Genomic DNA, 18,078 nt, shown 5'->3' on the forward strand with positions numbered 1-18,078 from the left:
AATATTCTTAAATTAACGTGCGCTAACGATTGCTGAAAGTTCTTTTTTATCGCCATCGCTTAAAAATGCTATTTCTAATGCATTTTTTTGGGCTTTTTCCATATCAGCTTGAGATAAGCCCGCTTTAGGTGCTGCAACGGTATATTCGTACTCAATTTCAATGCCTTCAACCGCAGGGTCATCAGTATTAATACACGCTAAAATACCGTGATCTAAAAACTGTTTAAGTGGGTGCTTAGCTAAATCGTTTACTGTACTGGTTTGAATATTACTTGTTAAGCACGACTCAATACCAATACGGTTATCGCGTAAGTAATCCATTAGTTTTGGATCTTCAATAGCTTTAACGCCATGCCCTATTCGGCAAGCACCTAACTCATTAATTGCCTGCCAAATACTTGGAGCACCGAGTGCCTCTCCAGCATGAATAGTCGAAGCTAAATAAGCATTTCGTACTTGTTTAAAGTGCTCTACAAACAACTCACCAGGAAAGCCAATTTCGTCACCGGCTAAATCAACAGCGACTAAATCATTTTTAAATGCGAGTAAAGCATCAAGCTCTTTTTGACATGTTTTTACGCCATAAGTACGCGATAAAATGCCAATCAAGTTAGCTTTTATATTTGCATCCTTTGTTGCTGATTTAATACCATCAACAACCGCCTCTACAACCCCTTCTGGGTGTAAACCTTGGCTTTGTGCCATGTAGTAAGGGCTAAATCGAAGCTCTACATAATCAAGGCCTTGTGCTTGTGCATCTTCAATGTTTTCAATCGCTATGCGTCTACACGCATCGTAGTCGCCAAGTACAGTGACACCCCAATCTAACTTTTGTAAAAAAGCCATAAGGTTTGGCTCAGGGTCAATAACTTGAACATGAGGAATTAATGCCTCAACGTTATCTGCAGGTAACTCTATATTAAACTGACGACCAAGTTCTAATATGGTTTGCGCACGTACATTACCATCTAAATGACGGTGAATATCTAGCAAAGGTAATTTTCTATTGATCATAATAGCAACCCAGTTTAGTTAAATTTGCGCGCATGATACGCAGATATAGTTATTTTTCAAGTCTATATGGTTTGCGTTAAGTTTAAGCGGTCATATGTCTGCTTTTTGTGCAAAAAATAACGTTACTTATTTATTTGATAAATAATGCCAAAGAGTTTTAAAAAGCGTATTTGCATCAATAGGTTTGGTAATATAACTATTCATTCCAGAGGCTAATGCCTTTTTAACGTCATCGTCATGGGCGTTCGCCGATAGCCCTATTATGGGTAAATCAATTAACCCTAAATCACAACGAATTACTTTTGTTGCTTGGAGTCCATCCATTTTTGGCATCTGAATATCCATAAGAACAATGTCGTAGCTATTTTCGGTTAGCTTTTCTATGGCTTCAAAACCATCATTAGCAATGTCGGCAATACACCCTTTTGTTTTTAAAATGGCACTGGCAACATGCTGGTTAAGTGGGTTATCTTCGACTAAAAGTAACTTATAGTTTGCGAATGATAAGGTACTTACATCTATTTCGTCGTATTGCTGTTGAATTTGCTCTGCCTTTGGTAAAGGCGATATAAGCGGCAAACTAAATGTAAATGTAGAACCTTTGCCTTCATAACTAACTAAATCAATTGCACCACCCATTAACTCAACCAGCTTTCTGCAAATACTTAACCCTAAGCCTGTACCACCATATTGACGTGAGGTTGAGCTATCGGCTTGCGCAAACGGTTTAAACAATTGTTTTTGTGCTTCGCTACTAATACCAATACCCGTATCGTTAATACTAAAGTAAGTCATTTTTTTCGACTGCCAAATTTTCAGAGTGATCTCACCTTCCCCTGTAAATTTAACCGCATTATTGAGCAGATTCAGCAGCACTTGTTTTAAGCGGATTGGATCGGTATTAATGACCAAATTTGATGTTTTATCAAAATCGAGACTTAACTTTATTGATTTAATGTCAGCTTCAAACTGAAGTAAATTAAGCATTTCATCCGCTAAACTCGCTACGTTAATAGGCTCTTGCATTAAGTCTAGCTTGCCTGCTTCCATTTTTGAAAAGTCGAGTACATCGTTTAATACCCGCAGTAAAACACCCAGTGCTCCATCTGCTTGTTCAATGTAACTCCTTGCTTGTTGCCAATCATTCTGTTGCAGCGCTAAATAATGCAGCCCTTTTATACCGTTAATAGGGGTGCGGACTTCGTGACTCATGTTTGCTAAAAACTGTCCTTTAATATGACTCGCTTCATCTGCTTTTTGTTTTTCTTTGCGTAATGTATGCGTTTGCTTAGCCACTTGTTCGCGAATTTGTATGTTTGTACCTGTAACTGAAATCAAAAATGTAATCAGTAACCACACAAACAACATACCTACTATTTGTGCAAGCCAATACATTAACCAAGACGTTCTAACTATTGGTTCATATAACTCGACCTGCCACATGCGTTTGCCAATCAACAATTGATATTCTTTAAACAGCGTTTGCGAGTTATCGGTATCGGCAATATAAATTGCCTGCTTTTTCCCTGGTATCGTTGTATCAAAAAAACTGACTGAAATTGAGTTGTTGTGATCAAATAATAGTGTTTGCGATAAGCGTTTCAGACTGACAATCGCTGCCACAAAACCTTGAAAATCATCTTCGGTAGACGACTCTCCAAAAACAGGATATAAAAAGAGTACACCGTCTTCAGCTGTATTTTGGACCAAGTTAATTGGCTCACTTAGTGCAAGTTCATTAAGCTCTTTCGCTTTGCTAAGCGCTGCACCTCTTACTTTACTAGAAGCTAAATCAAACCCTAAAACACCTTCATTATCTTTTAAGGGATATACATATTTTACAGGAAAGTAATTACTACGAGTACCTGCAGGTTGCCAACCTCCATCAAGTGACTTTTCTTTTATATATAAAGGTTTGCCTGTGGCTGTATTTTCATGTGTTTCAAAATCTGCGAGTTTATTTGCTGGTATATAAGGTATCCATTCAAATGCTAAAATTTCTTGGCTATAGTCCAACTGCTTTGAAGTAAATTGTTTAAACTCTTTAAAGTTCACGTCATTACTACTAGCAAAAAATGTAGCTAACAATCCTAAGTGAGCAGTAATACCATCGAGCTTCTGGCTTATAGCATTTTGCACAGTAAGTATTTTGGCTTCTTGCTTTTGAATGTCTTTTTCTTTTTTAACACTGGCAGCGCCATAAAAACTAACGCTGATTAGTATATAAATTAATAGTGAAGGTAAAATTACCAACATACGGTGGCGTACTTGCGTGTAATTAAAGGCTGCGAGCATGAGTGGAGTAAATATAAGTACACCGATACTGTCGCCAATCCACCATGCTATAAAGCTATCAAAAATAGCATTGGTCGGAATCACATTATTCAATGCTAATAAACTAGTTCCCACACCTGCAGCAATAACACAGCATATTGGTCCTGCTACTATTAAGCTCTGCACACTGTGTTTTAAAGAAGATAAATCTAGTGGAGCCTTTATAACATTTACTATAATTTGACGACCAATCCAAGCCTGTAAAACAGAGGCTAAAGTGACGCAAATGGCTTGTAAAAGCACATTAAAATGAAGAATATCTACGGTGTTATCAAGATGAATTAAGTTAGTACAGAAAGCACCAAGAATAAGGCCAATAAATGACTTACGTCCCCAAATTAAAAAGCTCGCTAAAGCAATTCCTGAGGGCGGCCAAGAGGCGACCGCATAGCCATCTACAGAAAGAAGTGAGTTGCTAAAATACCCAGTAAAAAAGTAAGCACAAGCCAAGCTAAGGGTTAATATTAAAAACTTTCTCAATGCTTGTGCTCCTGAACTACAAAAAATGCTAAGTAGTTATAGTGTAGTCATTTATTGATATAAAACGAGCGCCTTTTCTGCTTGTGCACTATTTTTATAACTTAAAACAGCTTGTTCAGAGAACTGTTTTTTATTGTCACTATTCAGTGCTTTATCAAAAATTCTAGCTGCTAAGTCATAATCACCTTTAGCATTAGCAAGGCAAGCCAGCGCAAGTAATAGTGAATTATTTGAATCATCCTTTTTAAGGCGTTCTTGTATGTTTATTTGCAACTTAGGCGCATCGGCTGCTGTTGCTTTACTTAATATATTGGCAAGCTCTAAGTGTTGCTCATTGTGCTTAACCATTTTAATTAAGTCACTTTCAATAGCAGCCAATTGACCTGCTTGCGCCATTTGCATTAAATATGCGGTGTGGGCATGAGCTTGCAGCTTTTTCGGTAGCTGTTTATATTTTTCACTCAGTTTGTCTGCATCTAACGCATTAAAGTAGGCACTAAATAACTGCGTCCACTGTGCATCAGTAAGTGCTTTTTTGCGTAATAAACGCGGCAAAAAATCTTCCAGCGCACTAAAGTGTTGTTGCTGTACTAATACTTCTGCATAAAGTTTTAACTCAAGTGCGGTGGCTTTTTTAGCTTCTGCGCTAATACGCATTTGTGATTCAATCGCGCTACTGTCGCCACTTGCCAACCATAGCTTTGCTACTTTTAATTGATGCTCTGGGCTTATTTCAAATAAACGCTCAAGTGCTTTATCTGTTTGATTATTAGCAAGCGCTGCTTTTGCAAGTAATGCTAAGCGAATATCTTCAAACTTATCTGGTACGCTATTACCCGATAGAGCCTGCTCTACATGCTCATAATCATCATTAATAGCACTCCACAGAGCCTGCTCAATAGCTACTTGTTTGCGCTCTTGGCTACGTGCAAAAAAGCCATGTTTAGTATTATGATAAATCGATAATAAGTAGCGGATTAGCTTATATGTTAAATATAAAACAACAGCGGTAATGACTGCCATTATACAAAACGATACTATCGTGCCTTCTATCGTCGTATTGTTAAATGAAATAAGTACATAACCTTTTTCATCTAGCACAAATGGAGTAACCGCTAGTACAACAACAATAGCTACAATTAAAATAATTAGCCCTATCATTGCGCCCACTCCTTAACCTTTTGTGTACTATTTAAGGTTATTTTTGGATTAAAATTAAGCTGCTCTTTTTCGAGTTTAGACAACGCTTTAAGTACCGTTTTGGTTGCATCATCGTCTTGCTTAAAGTACTCACCAACTAAACGTTTTGCTTCACTTAAGGCGCTAAAGAAAATACTCGCCTGCTTACTCATAAGTGCATCTTGTGCCTGAGTTATATTAAGCTTGATTCGTTGATTAATTAAATGGCGCTCTTGTTCTGTAAGTAATGGCTCAATGGAAACACCTTCGTGCTGGCGAATAGTAATAAAGCTATCCACAATTTTATTCCAGCTATTACTCAGGTTTTGCTGCCAATCACTCACGTCATCACTTAAAGCATTTTCATCTATTGCAGCCGCTTCTTCTGGCAAGTTAACCGCATTAAAAACTAAATTATCAACGCTATTAAGTGCACTGTTTAGCTGTAAATAAATAGCCTCTGTTGCTATAGGTTTAAGGCTATCAAGTGTTTGTATGTCTTGCATAATAGCTTGGCGAACTTCAACTGTTCCTGGGTGTTCGCTAAGTAATGCATCTAAGCGCTTTAAAACAGCACTAGTGCCTTGGTAATCTTTTTCAGCCCATAGTTTAAATTCAGCCATACGCTGTAAGCTGGTTACTTCTTGTGGGTTTAAAGACGAGCCTTGTTGCTGCGCTTTTTGCAGGGCTGCTTTTAGCTCTTGCTGATTTTGAGCTGCACTTTCACTTAGGGTTGCGGCTACTTTTTTCTCACTATTAAACAGCGCTTGCTGCAAATTAGATTGCGCCGATTTAAGTGCTTGCAGCTCTTGAACGAGTAACTTATTTTGCTCGCTTAACTCATTAACGGCTAGGTTTTGCGCCTTACCAGCATTTAATTTTTGATAAAACTCGTATCCAACACCAGAGGCCACAATTAACGAAATAAGAAGCGCAAGTGCTGCAACCTTACTTACCTTTTGTTTGTTTTTTTCTGTCGTATTTTTTGTAGCTGCTGGCTCTTGCTTAGCTGATTTAGCTGAGGCCGGGTTAGCTATTGTTGATGTGGCTTTTTCTGCCGTAACTGGCTTTGACTGTTCGCTCATGTTGCTACCTTGCTGATTTATGCAGGTAAACATAGCATTATCGCTAGCCCCTGCTGCAATGTGTATATTAGCCGAACTTACCTGTTGCAACTTTAAATAAGCGGCTATCCGCTCGCTTGCAACATAAAATCGGCACTGTTGTAACCATTGTAGTTGGTGTGCAGTAAGGCTTTTAAATATAGCATCAACTGCTGCATTACTTGTTATGACTATACCGTGTACATTCTGGCTTTTCCAGTGGTCTGTCCAGTTAGGGGTGATACTCTCTGTGGGTTCACGTTTGTACACAACACAATTATTTAAAAAAGCACCACGCTCTTTTAGCGTTTTAGCTAACTCAGGGCGGCCACCTTGCCCCTTAACTAACACTATATTACTGCCATCAACCTCGGCGAGTGATTTGAGCGCAAGTAACCCTTCTGAATCATACTGCTTTGGTACTGCTGCGCGCACACCAAATTGCTCATATATAATGTCGGCTGTTTGTTGTCCAACCGCATAAAACTGCGCTTTGGTATTTATATCGGGTTTTAATTGCGAAAGTGCGCTGACTGCATCTTGCGATATAAATATTATTTTATCTGCATTTAACAGCGGACTAAGTTCAGTGCTGGAGGGTGTTAAATGCGTTATTTTTAATACCGGAAATAAAGACGCCTGATAACCCGCTTGCTCAAGTTGCTGTGCAAGAGCTGCGCCTTTTCCTTCGGGCCGAGTTATCAGAATATGTGTCATTTATGCGTCTCTATAAACTTCAGCTAATATTTTGTCTGCGCCTTGAGCTAGTAATTTTTTAGCAAGCTCAATACCTAGTTCTTCTGCGTCATTTACATGACCTGTTACTTCGTCACGTAAAATTTCGCTGCCATCAACAGCCCCCACTAAACCACGCAAATGTACCTGCTCGCCATCAACTAATGCATAAGCACCAATAGGAACTTGGCAACCACCTTCTAAATAGCGGTTCATCGAACGCTCTGCATTTACGCGAATACGTGTTTGGGTATGCTCAAGTGGTGCAAGTAATGCTTTTGTTACTTCATCATCAATACGACATTCAATACCTACAGCGCCTTGACCATTTGCCGGTAATGACACTTCTGGCTCAATGTAGTCAGCAATACGCTTACTCATTTTTAAACGAATAAGCCCCGCTGCCGCTAAAATAATAGCATCGTATTGGCCATCATCTAATTTACCTAAACGCGTATTTACATTACCGCGCAAATCACGAATATCTAAATCAGGGCGAAGTGCTTTAATTTGGCACTGGCGGCGTAAGCTCGAAGTACCCACAATGGCGCCCTGTGGTAGCTCGTTTAAATTTGCAAAATTGTTTGATACAAACGCATCACGCGGATCTTCACGCTCACAAATAGTATACAGCTCTAATCCTTCTGGGAACTCTACTGGCACGTCCTTCATAGAATGCACGGCAATATCAGCTCGCCCATCTAACATGGCTTGCTCTAGCTCTTTAACAAATAAGCCTTTACCGCCAATTTTAGCCAATGGCGTATCTAAAATTATATCCCCTTGCGTCGACATTGGGACTAATTCTACGCGCACATCTGCATGAAAACGCTCAAGCTCTGCTTTTACAAATTCGGCCTGCCAAAGTGCTAAGGCGCTTTTGCGCGTTGCGATGCGTACTAATTTTGTTTTTTCTGTCATAGGGGTATCCAATTAATTACTGCGTTTAGCTAGTTTTAGTCAGCTAAAATTCTAAACTCTTTTTGGGCAATTAAATTGCCTTGCTCATCAACTACATCAACACGCCAATGGCCTGTTTGTGTGTCCATGATATTTTTTGTTGAGTACGTTCTGTAGCGAGGCGAAGTAACATTAAGTGTAATTTCAGCCATAGTTTCACCTTCAAACGACCAAACATGCTTAACTTGCTGGCCTTGAAGATTTTTAATCTCACTAAAAAACGATACGCCTTCATCAAACTGACTTAATCTAATATCAGCAGCAAACACATTAGTGGGCTCACGCTTACTTACTTTACGAGTAAGTACCGCACGGCTAATTTTACTCGTGTCTATTTGCGCGCCCAAAGCCACACTTGCCACTTGTGCTGTCGGCGAAAAACCTTCAGTGCCACTCAATGCGCCATCATCACTTTCTAACTCTAAAAGTAAGTCGCTTTGACTGGCTAGCTCAGCTACGTTTTGAGCTTCTGCGGTTTCTTCTTGCACATCATTATCAAGGTTTGAGTTTAACTCTGTATTAATGCTTTCGCTTTGTTCAGTAACACTATCGTTGTTAGCCAATAAAACAGGGGGATTATTTACAAGCTCAGCGTCATCAGATGTATTACTTGAAATGCTTAGTTGAGCCTCATTTTGCTCAGCTGACAACGGTTCAATCCGAGCTTGCATTACCTCTGCAGACTCATTAGGGGTATTGTTTATTGATGATTCAGACTCAACATCCGTTACTTCAAAGTTTGTCTGGTTTTGAGCGTTACTGCTAAAGCTTAAAAATTGCTCCTGCTCATTTGGATGCTCACCTTGCTCTGCACTGGCTGACGTTGTTAAGCCATACACAACTGCTGCAGAGGTCATTAATACCAACATAGCAATACTCACAATACGACGCCAATTCCACTCGTAGCTTACCGTTGGTACACTCTCTTGTAGTTCGCGTTTAACATTTGCTTTAATAACTATTTTTTGACTCATATTGACCTCAGCGGTTCCAAAATTAGCTTAAACGAGCAATTAACCATTGGCGAATAGCTTGCAATTCTTCTGCGCAAACTTGGTGAGCCATTGGATATTCTTGCCAGCTTACATCCATGTTATGTGCTGTTAATACTTCAAACGCACTTCTTCCCGCACTATGCGGTACAACGTTATCTTGGCTACCATGAGCCATAAATACGTTTAAATCAGTATGCTTTGCTTCATCAGCAAATTTTTGCGGCACACACATATAAGTAGAAAGCGCCATGACACCCCCAAGCTTTTGCTCAAAGCGCGGTGCTAAATGTAGCGATACAACACCACCTTGAGAAAAACCAGCTAAAATAATTTTATTAGCAGGTATGCCATTAGCAATTTCTTTATTAATTAACTCTTCTACCTTTGCAGCCGAATCCCTTACGCCTTGTTCATCGGCACGCTTATCTAATTCTATAGATTTAATATCGTACCAAGAGCGCATTTCCATGCCACCATTTATGGTGACCGGTTGTACTGGCGCATGCGGAAAAACAAACCGTATACCAAGCTCACTTGGTAAATTAAGCTGCGGAGCTACTGGCGCAAAACCATCCCCAGAGTCACCTAAACCATGTAACCAAATAACCGTTGCTTTGTGCTCACTTTGGGCTGCATATTCTACAAATTCTAAACTCATAGTGATGATTGCCACTTAACTTCTTGGCCTGCTTGGCGAGTTGAGGCTTCATTTATAAACGCCCAAAATTCAGCGCCAGAACGGTTATCAATCCACAACCCATCACGCATTTCAAAATGATGTCCGTTAAACTTAGTCGCAACCCATACTTGATGAAGAGGTGCTTGCTTGTTAATCACTATTTTACTTTTATCAGGAAAAATAATTTCTAAAATACCTTGTGCCGATTCGTAATCTAAATCAGCTTCGCAATCATCAACCTGCTCTTCAATAGTGAACATAAGAGCTTCGGCTAATTGGTGATATTCGTGTTCAGTCATTGTTATTTCCTTTGCAGGCGAGCCGCCTAATATTGGGTACGTTTTAGCTTTAAAAGTGTGCAGCTAGTGTAACAGGAATAAAATCATCCGCGAATAGCTGCATTTTTTAGATATTCTGTTACTCTGCGATTATAAAGCCAGCAACCATATTAATCTAATGAAAGCGACACATACCTTACAATTAAAAAGACTATTAATAAGCACTGTACTGTTAAGCGCCTTAGCTGGCTGCGGACAAAGCGGTCCGTTATATTTACCAGAGCAACAAACAGAGCAAAACCAACCTCAAAATACAGCTCAGCCAGCCACTACCGCTGAGCAAGCCAAAATATCGCAAAGTCAGGAGCAATAAATGGATTATTTTAACTACAAAAACAACCAATTATTTGCCGAAGACGTCAGTGTGGCAAGCATAGCGCAGCAATACGGTACGCCGTGTTATGTGTACTCGCGCGCTACATTTGAGCGCCATTATTTAGCGTTTGCTAACGCCACTAAAAATCATAAAAGCTTGGTGTGTTACGCCGTAAAAGCAAACTCAAATATTGCCGTGCTTAATATATTAGCGCGCCTAGGATCGGGTTTTGATATTGTATCCAAAGGCGAACTTGCGCGTGTAATTAAAGCGGGAGGCGATGCTTCTAAAGTGGTTTTTTCGGGCGTGGCTAAAACAGCAGACGAAATAGCGTACGCATTAAAATTGGGGATTAAATGCTTTAACGTTGAATCAGCCTCTGAGCTTGAGCGTATTTCTGAAGTGGCTTGCGAGCTTAACCTAGAAGCGCCTATTTCTATTCGCGTAAACCCTGACATAGATGCAAAAACACATCCGTATATTTCTACTGGTTTAAAAGAAAATAAATTTGGTATTGATATACAAACTGCAGTAAGTGTTTATCAACAAACAGCGGCTTTACCTGGTTTAAAAATTATTGGTGTTGATTGCCATATTGGCTCTCAATTAACTGAAGTAAGACCATTTTTAGAAGCCCTTGATAAACTCATGGCGCTTATTGATGAGCTAAAAACCAACGGTATTGAGCTAACTCACTTAGATATTGGTGGCGGTTTAGGCGTGCCATATAACAACGAGCAACCACCACACCCAAGTGAATATGCAGCGCAAGTAACCGAACGCTTAGCTAACTACAAACATCTTGAACTTATTTTTGAACCTGGGCGCGCTATTGCAGCTAACGCAGGTATTTTAGTTACTCAAGTTGAATTTATTAAACAAAACCAAGACAAATTTTTTGCCATTGTAGATGCAGGTATGAACGACATGCTTCGCCCTGCGCTTTATCAAGCGTGGCAAAAAATCATTCCGGTATCAGTTCGCGACGACGAAACACCGACTCACAACTTTGATATTGTGGGCCCTGTGTGCGAAACCGGCGACTTTTTAGGAAAAGATCGTGAACTAGCGCTTAAACAAGGCGATTTACTCGCACAGCGAAGTGCTGGTGCATATGGCTTTACCATGAGTTCAAACTACAACTCGCGCCCGCGTGTTGCAGAAATAATGGTAGATGGTCAGCAGCACCATCTTATTCGTGAACGCGAAACTATTGAAAGCCTTTATCAAGGTGAGAAAGTTTTACCATAAACGTTTTTGTCTACTAGCTGCTCTGTGGCATGATTAGCACAGAGCAAAACCGAATTAGAGCGCTATGTTAGTTAATTTTTCCAAAATGCACGGCTTAGGCAACGACTTTGTTGTGATTGATAACATTACACAAAATGTTTTTTTGTCGCGAGATCAAATCAAAAAACTGGCAGATCGCCATTTTGGCATTGGCTTTGACCAATTACTGATGGTTGAAGCGCCATACTCTCCTGATCTCGACTTTCATTATCGAATATTTAATGCCGATGGTACCGAAGTAGAACAATGCGGTAACGGCGCACGCTGTTTTGCCCGCTTTGTACGTATGAAGGGCCTGACTAACAAGCATAAAATTACTGTGTCGACCAAGTCGGGCAACTTAACGCTCTACATAGAAAAAGACGGTCAAGTAACGGTTAACATGGGTCATCCAAATTTTGAGCCAAGTAAAATCCCTTTAAAAGCGAGCAAGCGTGAGCTTACTTATATTATTAGAACCGAAGAACACACTGTATTTAGTGGCGCGGTATCTATGGGTAACCCGCATTGCGTGCTAGAAGTTGACGACGTAACCACCGCGCAAGTTGATATATTGGGTCCATTACTTGAAAACCACGAACGTTTTCCGCAAAAAGCGAACATTGGCTTTATGCAAGTTGTATCGCATGAACACATTAAATTAAGAGTGTGGGAGCGCGGCGTTAACGAAACCCTAGCCTGTGGCACAGGTGCGTGTGCAGCAATGGTTATTGGTCATATGCAAAATAAGTTATCAACAACCGTTCAAGTAGATTTACCAGGCGGTAGCTTACAAGTACGTTGGAGTGGCGAAGGTCATCCGGTACGCATGACTGGCCCCGCAGAGCATGTGTTCGACGGGCAAGTAGCGCTATGAGCGAGCTAAGTAAAGAACAGGTTATTGATTACTTACATCAACATCCTGATTTTTTGGTTCATCACCCGGAGCTACTCGCACAACTTGAGCTGCAACAGCAAGCTCAAGGTGCAACGTCACTAGTACATATTCAGCAACGCCAATTACGCGAGCACAACACGCTTTTAAAAAACCAAATAGACGCTATGAGCAAGCATGCAACGCAAAACGAGCTCGTATATCGCTTGTTTAGCCAGTGCCATCGCCAGCTTTGGAATCATGACGATTTTGACACTCTTGCAAATAATCTGCGTAATATAATATGCTCAAGTGAAGATGTTAGCGACTGCAAATTAGTAAAATATAATCCCGAGTACGACGAGCTTATTTCACATCGCCTTACCCATTCTGGGCATTATTTAGGGCGTATTAATCAGCAAGAGCGCGAATTATTATTTAGTGAAGATACACAATCCGTCGCTATTTATTTAATTGGCGACACCAAGCACCCTATCGCTATTTTGGCGTTTGGTAGCAATAACGTAAACCATTTTGAGCCTGCGCAAGATAACCTGTTTGTGCTCGACTTTATAAACGCATTACACCTGCGGTTACAAAAACTAGCATGAGTGACGATGCGCCTAATATTACCCAGTTAAGCGATAATTGGCGTACACCCATAACGCTATTTAGCGATTATTTAAAGTTTGAAAAACAATATTCAGCGCACACAGTTAATCAATACGTAAGCCAACTTGGCTTTGCAGCCCTTTATTTTAGCAAACTATGTGATGACTGGTTTGGCGTACAAGGCGAGCATATTCGCCGCTACAGCATGGCACTGCGATCAAAACAATTAAGTGGCCGTACAATTAGCTTAAAGCTCAGTTGTATTCGCAGCTTATATAAGTTTTTAAAAGCAAAAAATATTGCCGAGCAATCGCATTACCATAATCCGGCGGTGGGTATAAAAGGTCCTAAGTTTGCAAAGCCCCTACCTAAAAATCTCGATGTGGATCAAATGGCACGCTTGCTCGAAATACCCGACGACGAGCCTCTCGCAATTAGAGATAAAGCAATGATGGAGCTTATGTATTCATCAGGGCTGCGTATAAGTGAGTTAGTTGGCGCTAACATGCAAGATATGAGTGCTGCCAATGGCGAAATTTTAGTGCGTGGTAAAGGCAATAAAGAGCGATTAATTCCGGTGGGCAAAAAAGCGTTAGATGCATTAAAAAAATGGCTCACAATACGCCCTCAGTTTGCAAAGCCCGATGAAATAGCAGTATTTTTAAGTAGCCAAAAAAATCGTATTTCGATTCGCCAAGTGCGCCTGCGTATGCAAGAGTGGGGAATAAAACAAGGCATTAGCTCGCAGGTTCACCCGCATAAGCTGCGCCACTCGTTTGCGTCACATATTTTAGAATCATCTGGTGATTTACGCGCCGTGCAAGAATTACTAGGGCACAGCAGTTTGTCGGCTACACAAGTATATACACATTTAGATTTTCAGCATTTAGCCAAGGTATACGACAACACTCACCCTCGCGCAAAAAAACGAACTGATTAGGAAAATAAATATGATCCGATTTAATCGTGCTATTAAGCCATTTTCTGTCATGAGCTTTGACTTAGACGACACGCTATACAGCAATCACCCTATTATAAAAGCAGCCGTTAAAGCCCAACAAAATTATTTAAACGCGCTACCGGGCTATCAAGAGCAAGGTCCAAAGTACTGGCAACTATGTCGCGAACTTGCCGTAATACAAAACCCAGATCTCGCAGATGATGTAACTAAATGGCGCAAACACACCCTACGTTTAGCGCTTTCTAAACTTGGGTTTACCGCAGATGATGTAGAGCGCCATGCAAATGCCGCCTATAACGCCTTTGCCGATGCGCGCAGCAACATAGTCGTAAGCGATGACGTACTTAACTTACTAGATAACCTAGCCAAACACTTTACGCTTGTTGCGATTACTAACGGTAACGTTGAAATTGAACGCTTTAACTTACACGATAAATTTGAACTCGTACTGCAAGCAGGTATGCACGGTAAAGCAAAACCTCACAGCACCCTATTTGATAAAGCAGCCACACATTTAAATGTTGCTAAAAGCGATATTTTACATATTGGCGATAGCCTAGATACCGACGTACAAGGCGCAAATAATGCCGGTTGCCAATCGGTATGGTTAAACGATCAAGGCGCCAATTATGCTTATAAAGGGCTGGCTGATATTGAAATAGCCAATATTCATGCCTTAACGCACTTTATTAAATAACCTATTAAAAATAAGAGGTCACAATGAGCCACTATACCAAGCTAATCACCTTGCTATTAATTGGCTCGCTTAGCCTTAACGCTTATTTATTATGGCCGCAGCCTGCGTTAACTACACCACAAAAAACGCAAAGTGCCCAGCAAAGCATATCGCCTAAACAACAAGATACGTTACTAAATACGGCAAAGCAGCAATTTAAACAACACCAATTTGAAGCCGCACTTAGTAGCTATCAACAACTCAAAAATAGCAATCCAGAAAGTGCAAAAAACCTTTATTCATCGTGGCTGATACAGCTTAAAACATGGCTAAATAGCAATTTATTACTCAGCGAGTCATTTCTCAATGCGCTATTAAATAACAGCCCTTATAACGTAGAATTACTTAACTTACAGGTTGAGTATTTAATAAATAGCGAGCAAACACAAAACGCCATTATTGCTTTATTTGAGCTGAATTCATTACTACCTGCTGATCAGCAAAACAACGTAAATACACGTTTAAATACGCTCACTCAAAACGAATTACACACATTAACTGAGCAACAAAATTGGCAAGCTATTATTGAGCAAACACAAATTTGGCTTGATTATAAAAGCGATAACGCGCAGTTTTTATATCCGCTTGCGTACGCCTACTTTCAGCAAGGCGATTTAATTAGTGCACAAGCAACCCTTGATCGAATGCCAAACCAGCACAATCTAAAAAGCCAAGTGCAAACACTGCAAGCGATGATCAATAAAGCACAATCGCAAGATGACTTCGTTGCTTTAACGCCGTATGGCGCGCATTACTTAATAAACACCGAAATAAATAATAACCTATCAACCGAACTAATGATTGATACAGGCGCAAGCGTAACCTCACTACCTACAAGTATAATTGAGCAAATTTCGCCACAGCCTTTATATTTAGGCGATGTAACGGTAAATACAGCTAACGGTCAAATTGTTGTAAAGCGTTATCAAATTGAATCGTTTAAAGTGGGCTCGCAAATTATTTATGGTTTTGAAGTGTTGAGCATTGAAAACACACGCGGACAAGGTTTGCTAGGGATGAACTTTTTATCGCGATTTAAATTCAATATAAATCAGCAAACAGATGAGCTAGAGTTGAGCGCTAAATAATTAAAAATCCAAAGGTAACACATGACACTAAATAACTATTTAAAAGCACTTGCTGAAAACCCAAAAAGCATTCAATTTACCGATACAATGGCTGTGATTGAAGCAAATTACGACTTTACTGCATGTGGCTTTAATAACAATGGATTACTTAGCGCTGCGAGTGAGAACAACGGCTCATGTAAAATTTTTGCGTTTGCTAAATTAAACGATTTAAGTAAACAAAATACGTTGGATTGTTTTGGTAAGTTTTACCGAGAAGACGTGCTACAAAACCCTAAAGGGGATGATCACATGAACATTCGCACGTTTATGCTAGCACCAGAGGCAACACCTTTTTTAGGTATTACCTTTAAAGGCGAGCCACTAAAAGCAAAATAGCCAGCAAAAATTAAAGTGGCTTTTCCATAAAGTAACGCGTACCTGAGCGTGGGTAATTATTAAGTTGATACTTAACACTATAACCGCGCTTTTCGTAAAAAGGTTTTGCTTGAAAATCAAGTGTATCAAGCTGAGCAGTTGTTGCTCCTAGCTCAATAGCAGCTTGTTCAAGTGCCGTTAGCAGTTTATCTGCAAGCCCTTTACCTCGTGCACTATCGCTACACCAAAGCCAACCAATCATCAGCCAATTTCCAAACACACACCCACTAATACCGGCAACAAGCTCGCCTTGCTCATCAGTAAATTTATAGCCTAATGGCACTCTTTGCGCATCAAAATGCTGGGCGTTAAATTCAACCATTTGTGCGCGAAGCGCTGAGTTTAACGCATCGGTATTATCTACTTTTAATTGATACATCTATCACCCTTAAAAAGCAGATACTAGCAAATTAGCTCAATCAATAAAGATTATTTTTACCGTAAGGTACTTCAAGCATATTGCTACCGGTTTTTTCTGGCTGACCGCACATTTCGTCGTAAGCGCTTGTTTGGCGCAGTACCATTTCGGCATACGCTATTTTGTCAAAACGCTTTTGAACATGCAGTGGGCTGAGCGCTCTTAAAAACTCACCGCTGTCTTCTGTTACATAGTATTCAACGTTATTAATCATTACTGATACTTGATAAAGCGCCATATCTAACGAGTGAACAATAACTTTTTGTAGCGGCTCATGCTTCTTTAACTGTGAAAATTTAATACCCATAATTTTTGCCTTAATTAAATTTAACAGTATCGATACGCAGCTTTGCTATAATCGCGATCAAATTTTTATTAGCCGCTGGCATCACACGTTATGAACACAAAAATCCGACTCGCTAAATATATTGCCCATGCAGGTATTTGTTCTCGTAAACAGGCATCGCGTTTAATTGATGAAGGTGTTGTGACTGTAAATAATCGCCCAGCGAATCATATAGATCACGTTGATGAGCAAGACATTGTAATAGTGAATGAAAAAGAAATTAAAGGTGCTGCCGATTTAGTTTATTTTGCGTACCACAAACCAGTAGGCATTGACTGCAAATTAAATATTGATGACCCTGCCAGCCTTATTCACCATTTGCCCACACTCACCCGTGTTTACCCTATTGGTCGATTAGATAAAGACTCTCGCGGTTTGCTTATTTTGACCAACGATGGGGATTTTTGTAATCAACTAATACATCCTGACTTCCACCAGCCTAAACATTATTTAGTCACCGTAAATAAGCCTTTAGACGATGCTTTTTGTAAAAAAATGACAGCAGGCGTACCCGTTGATAAACACATAACCCTGCCTTGTGAAGTAAATAAAATAGCCAGCAATCAGTTTAGTATTGTTTTAAAACAAGGGCTAAACAGACAAATACGTAAAATGGCGCATTACTGCGGATATAAAGTAATTGATTTATTTAGAGTGCAATTTAGTGACCTCACCCTTTCAAAACTAAACCTACCTGAAAACCAATATATACAAATTAATAAAAACGATATTTCAAAAATCTAATACCAAGTCACTTAATTACATCTCAAAAAGTTAAAAAATAAACTTGCAATTACAGATTACAGGCGTAGTCTTTAATTAAAGATTACATTTGTAGGCAATAGCATGATTGAGTTATCAAAAGCAGAGTTTGACGTGCTCGACGCACTTTGGATTAACTACCCCGCCACCGCGAGCCAAATAATTGAGCGCTTAAGCGACGATAAGCAATGGCACGAAAAAACCATTAAAACCCTACTAGGTCGACTAGTAAAAAAAGGCGCACTTACATTTGAAAAAGAAGGTCGTCAGTATATTTATATGCCGTGTATGGAGCGCGCCGACTACACCTTAAAAGAAAGCCAAAACTTTATTGAGCGCTTTTTTAGTGGACGTATTGCGCCACTTGTAAGTGGTTTTGCTAAATCGGAGCAGCTTTCTCAGCAAGATATAAACGAGCTTAAAAAAGTTATAGATGACTGGGAAAAAAACCAAAAGTAAGGG

The 18,078-nt window shown here is 39.9% G+C and carries 20 protein-coding genes; 10 read left to right on the forward strand and 10 right to left on the reverse strand.

The annotated features are described in order from the left end of the window. Positions 1–12: 12 nt before the first annotated feature. From add to cyaY, 8 genes are all read right to left on the reverse strand, one after another. Entirely contained in the window at positions 13–1,014 is a 1,002-nt protein-coding gene (gene add / locus GQR45_RS13705; protein ID WP_165726228.1) for an adenosine deaminase, read from the reverse strand. 126 nt (positions 1,015–1,140) lie between these two features. Beyond that, positions 1,141–3,828 carry a CHASE domain-containing protein gene (locus GQR45_RS13710; protein WP_165726229.1) on the reverse strand — a complete coding sequence of 896 codons (2,688 nt, stop codon included), beginning with the start codon at positions 3,826–3,828 and terminating at the stop codon, positions 1,141–1,143. A 51-nt stretch (positions 3,829–3,879) separates the two neighbouring features. Further along, the gene (locus tag GQR45_RS13715; RefSeq protein ID WP_010554570.1) at positions 3,880–4,989 is read right to left on the reverse strand and encodes a heme biosynthesis HemY N-terminal domain-containing protein; all 1,110 of its coding nucleotides are present in this window, start codon (positions 4,987–4,989) and stop codon (positions 3,880–3,882) included. Then, a complete protein-coding gene (locus tag GQR45_RS13720; RefSeq protein ID WP_165726230.1) occupies positions 4,986–6,827 on the reverse strand; it encodes a uroporphyrinogen-III C-methyltransferase in 1,842 nt (613 codons plus the stop codon). The genes GQR45_RS13715 and GQR45_RS13720 overlap by 4 nt, the downstream gene beginning before the upstream one ends. Continuing rightward, complete coding sequence (gene hemC / locus GQR45_RS13725) at positions 6,828–7,766, reverse strand: hydroxymethylbilane synthase (RefSeq protein ID WP_010554568.1); 939 nt, start codon at positions 7,764–7,766, stop codon at positions 6,828–6,830. It lies immediately after the preceding gene. A 35-nt stretch (positions 7,767–7,801) separates the two neighbouring features. Next, positions 7,802–8,779: a DUF2914 domain-containing protein gene (locus GQR45_RS13730; protein ID WP_165726231.1), complete on the reverse strand. Its 978-nt coding sequence runs from the start codon at positions 8,777–8,779 to the stop codon at positions 7,802–7,804. 22 nt (positions 8,780–8,801) lie between these two features. Then, complete coding sequence (locus GQR45_RS13735; protein WP_007580555.1) at positions 8,802–9,458, reverse strand: dienelactone hydrolase family protein; 657 nt, start codon at positions 9,456–9,458, stop codon at positions 8,802–8,804. Further along, entirely contained in the window at positions 9,455–9,778 is a 324-nt protein-coding gene (gene cyaY / locus GQR45_RS13740) for an iron donor protein CyaY (protein ID WP_002960979.1), read from the reverse strand. The genes GQR45_RS13735 and cyaY overlap by 4 nt, the downstream gene beginning before the upstream one ends. Before the next feature lie 157 nt (positions 9,779–9,935). Here cyaY and GQR45_RS13745 point away from each other — a divergent pair, with 157 nt between their 5' ends. From GQR45_RS13745 to GQR45_RS13780, 8 genes are all read left to right on the forward strand, one after another. Then, a complete protein-coding gene (locus tag GQR45_RS13745; RefSeq protein WP_165726232.1) occupies positions 9,936–10,130 on the forward strand; it encodes a lipoprotein in 195 nt (64 codons plus the stop codon). Beyond that, positions 10,131–11,384: a diaminopimelate decarboxylase gene (gene lysA / locus GQR45_RS13750; protein WP_165726233.1), complete on the forward strand. Its 1,254-nt coding sequence runs from the start codon at positions 10,131–10,133 to the stop codon at positions 11,382–11,384. A 64-nt stretch (positions 11,385–11,448) separates the two neighbouring features. Next, positions 11,449–12,279 (forward strand): diaminopimelate epimerase, encoded by an 831-nt coding sequence (gene dapF, locus GQR45_RS13755; RefSeq protein WP_007580548.1) that lies wholly within the window; start codon positions 11,449–11,451, stop codon positions 12,277–12,279. Continuing rightward, complete coding sequence (locus tag GQR45_RS13760; RefSeq protein WP_165726234.1) at positions 12,276–12,887, forward strand: DUF484 family protein; 612 nt, start codon at positions 12,276–12,278, stop codon at positions 12,885–12,887. Before dapF ends, GQR45_RS13760 begins: the two co-directional genes overlap by 4 nt. After that, the gene (locus GQR45_RS13765) at positions 12,884–13,828 is read left to right on the forward strand and encodes a tyrosine recombinase XerC (protein ID WP_165726235.1); all 945 of its coding nucleotides are present in this window, start codon (positions 12,884–12,886) and stop codon (positions 13,826–13,828) included. Before GQR45_RS13760 ends, GQR45_RS13765 begins: the two co-directional genes overlap by 4 nt. 10 nt (positions 13,829–13,838) lie before the next feature. Beyond that, positions 13,839–14,546, forward strand: a complete 708-nt coding sequence (locus tag GQR45_RS13770) for an HAD-IA family hydrolase (protein WP_165726236.1) — start codon at positions 13,839–13,841, stop codon at positions 14,544–14,546. A gap of 23 nt (positions 14,547–14,569) precedes the next feature. Continuing rightward, positions 14,570–15,673, forward strand: a complete 1,104-nt coding sequence (locus GQR45_RS13775; RefSeq protein WP_165726237.1) for a retroviral-like aspartic protease family protein — start codon at positions 14,570–14,572, stop codon at positions 15,671–15,673. A 21-nt stretch (positions 15,674–15,694) separates the two neighbouring features. Further along, positions 15,695–16,051 (forward strand): HopJ type III effector protein, encoded by a 357-nt coding sequence (locus tag GQR45_RS13780; protein ID WP_165726238.1) that lies wholly within the window; start codon positions 15,695–15,697, stop codon positions 16,049–16,051. A 10-nt stretch (positions 16,052–16,061) separates the two neighbouring features. Here the strand turns inward: GQR45_RS13780 and GQR45_RS13785 are convergent, their stop codons facing one another. Next, positions 16,062–16,469: a GNAT family N-acetyltransferase gene (locus tag GQR45_RS13785; protein ID WP_165726239.1), complete on the reverse strand. Its 408-nt coding sequence runs from the start codon at positions 16,467–16,469 to the stop codon at positions 16,062–16,064. Between the two features lie 40 nt (positions 16,470–16,509). Continuing rightward, a complete protein-coding gene (locus tag GQR45_RS13790) occupies positions 16,510–16,815 on the reverse strand; it encodes a DUF6482 family protein (protein WP_024589642.1) in 306 nt (101 codons plus the stop codon). Positions 16,816–16,905: 90 nt separating this feature from the next. Between GQR45_RS13790 and GQR45_RS13795 the strand changes: the two genes are divergently transcribed. Both GQR45_RS13795 and GQR45_RS13800 read left to right on the forward strand, forming a co-directional pair. Further along, positions 16,906–17,598: a pseudouridine synthase gene (locus tag GQR45_RS13795; RefSeq protein WP_165726240.1), complete on the forward strand. Its 693-nt coding sequence runs from the start codon at positions 16,906–16,908 to the stop codon at positions 17,596–17,598. Positions 17,599–17,700: 102 nt separating this feature from the next. Beyond that, the gene (locus tag GQR45_RS13800) at positions 17,701–18,075 is read left to right on the forward strand and encodes a BlaI/MecI/CopY family transcriptional regulator (RefSeq protein WP_007580531.1); all 375 of its coding nucleotides are present in this window, start codon (positions 17,701–17,703) and stop codon (positions 18,073–18,075) included. The last annotated feature ends 3 nt before the right edge of the window (positions 18,076–18,078 follow it).

This window comes from Pseudoalteromonas sp. SA25 (genome assembly GCF_011378705.1).
Lineage (GTDB): Bacteria > Pseudomonadota > Gammaproteobacteria > Enterobacterales > Alteromonadaceae > Pseudoalteromonas > Pseudoalteromonas arctica.

Excerpts from the sequence above, each read along its gene's own strand:
- add (WP_165726228.1), bottom strand. The coding sequence starts at position 1,014 with ATGATCAATAGAAAATTACCTTTGCTAGATATTCACCGTCATTTAGAT.
- GQR45_RS13730 (WP_165726231.1), bottom strand. The coding sequence starts at position 8,779 with ATGAGTCAAAAAATAGTTATTAAAGCAAATGTTAAACGCGAACTACAA.
- GQR45_RS13795 (WP_165726240.1), top strand. The coding sequence starts at position 16,906 with ATGAACACAAAAATCCGACTCGCTAAATATATTGCCCATGCAGGTATT.
- GQR45_RS13785 (WP_165726239.1), bottom strand. The coding sequence starts at position 16,469 with ATGTATCAATTAAAAGTAGATAATACCGATGCGTTAAACTCAGCGCTT.
- GQR45_RS13790 (WP_024589642.1), bottom strand. The coding sequence starts at position 16,815 with ATGGGTATTAAATTTTCACAGTTAAAGAAGCATGAGCCGCTACAAAAA.
- GQR45_RS13775 (WP_165726237.1), top strand. The coding sequence starts at position 14,570 with ATGAGCCACTATACCAAGCTAATCACCTTGCTATTAATTGGCTCGCTT.
- GQR45_RS13800 (WP_007580531.1), top strand. The coding sequence starts at position 17,701 with ATGATTGAGTTATCAAAAGCAGAGTTTGACGTGCTCGACGCACTTTGG.
- cyaY (WP_002960979.1), bottom strand. The coding sequence starts at position 9,778 with ATGACTGAACACGAATATCACCAATTAGCCGAAGCTCTTATGTTCACT.
- dapF (WP_007580548.1), top strand. The coding sequence starts at position 11,449 with ATGTTAGTTAATTTTTCCAAAATGCACGGCTTAGGCAACGACTTTGTT.
- GQR45_RS13735 (WP_007580555.1), bottom strand. The coding sequence starts at position 9,458 with ATGAGTTTAGAATTTGTAGAATATGCAGCCCAAAGTGAGCACAAAGCA.
- GQR45_RS13760 (WP_165726234.1), top strand. The coding sequence starts at position 12,276 with ATGAGCGAGCTAAGTAAAGAACAGGTTATTGATTACTTACATCAACAT.
- GQR45_RS13770 (WP_165726236.1), top strand. The coding sequence starts at position 13,839 with ATGATCCGATTTAATCGTGCTATTAAGCCATTTTCTGTCATGAGCTTT.
- GQR45_RS13720 (WP_165726230.1), bottom strand. The coding sequence starts at position 6,827 with ATGACACATATTCTGATAACTCGGCCCGAAGGAAAAGGCGCAGCTCTT.
- GQR45_RS13765 (WP_165726235.1), top strand. The coding sequence starts at position 12,884 with ATGAGTGACGATGCGCCTAATATTACCCAGTTAAGCGATAATTGGCGT.
- GQR45_RS13715 (WP_010554570.1), bottom strand. The coding sequence starts at position 4,989 with ATGATAGGGCTAATTATTTTAATTGTAGCTATTGTTGTTGTACTAGCG.
- hemC (WP_010554568.1), bottom strand. The coding sequence starts at position 7,766 with ATGACAGAAAAAACAAAATTAGTACGCATCGCAACGCGCAAAAGCGCC.
- GQR45_RS13780 (WP_165726238.1), top strand. The coding sequence starts at position 15,695 with ATGACACTAAATAACTATTTAAAAGCACTTGCTGAAAACCCAAAAAGC.
- lysA (WP_165726233.1), top strand. The coding sequence starts at position 10,131 with ATGGATTATTTTAACTACAAAAACAACCAATTATTTGCCGAAGACGTC.
- GQR45_RS13745 (WP_165726232.1), top strand. The coding sequence starts at position 9,936 with ATGAAAGCGACACATACCTTACAATTAAAAAGACTATTAATAAGCACT.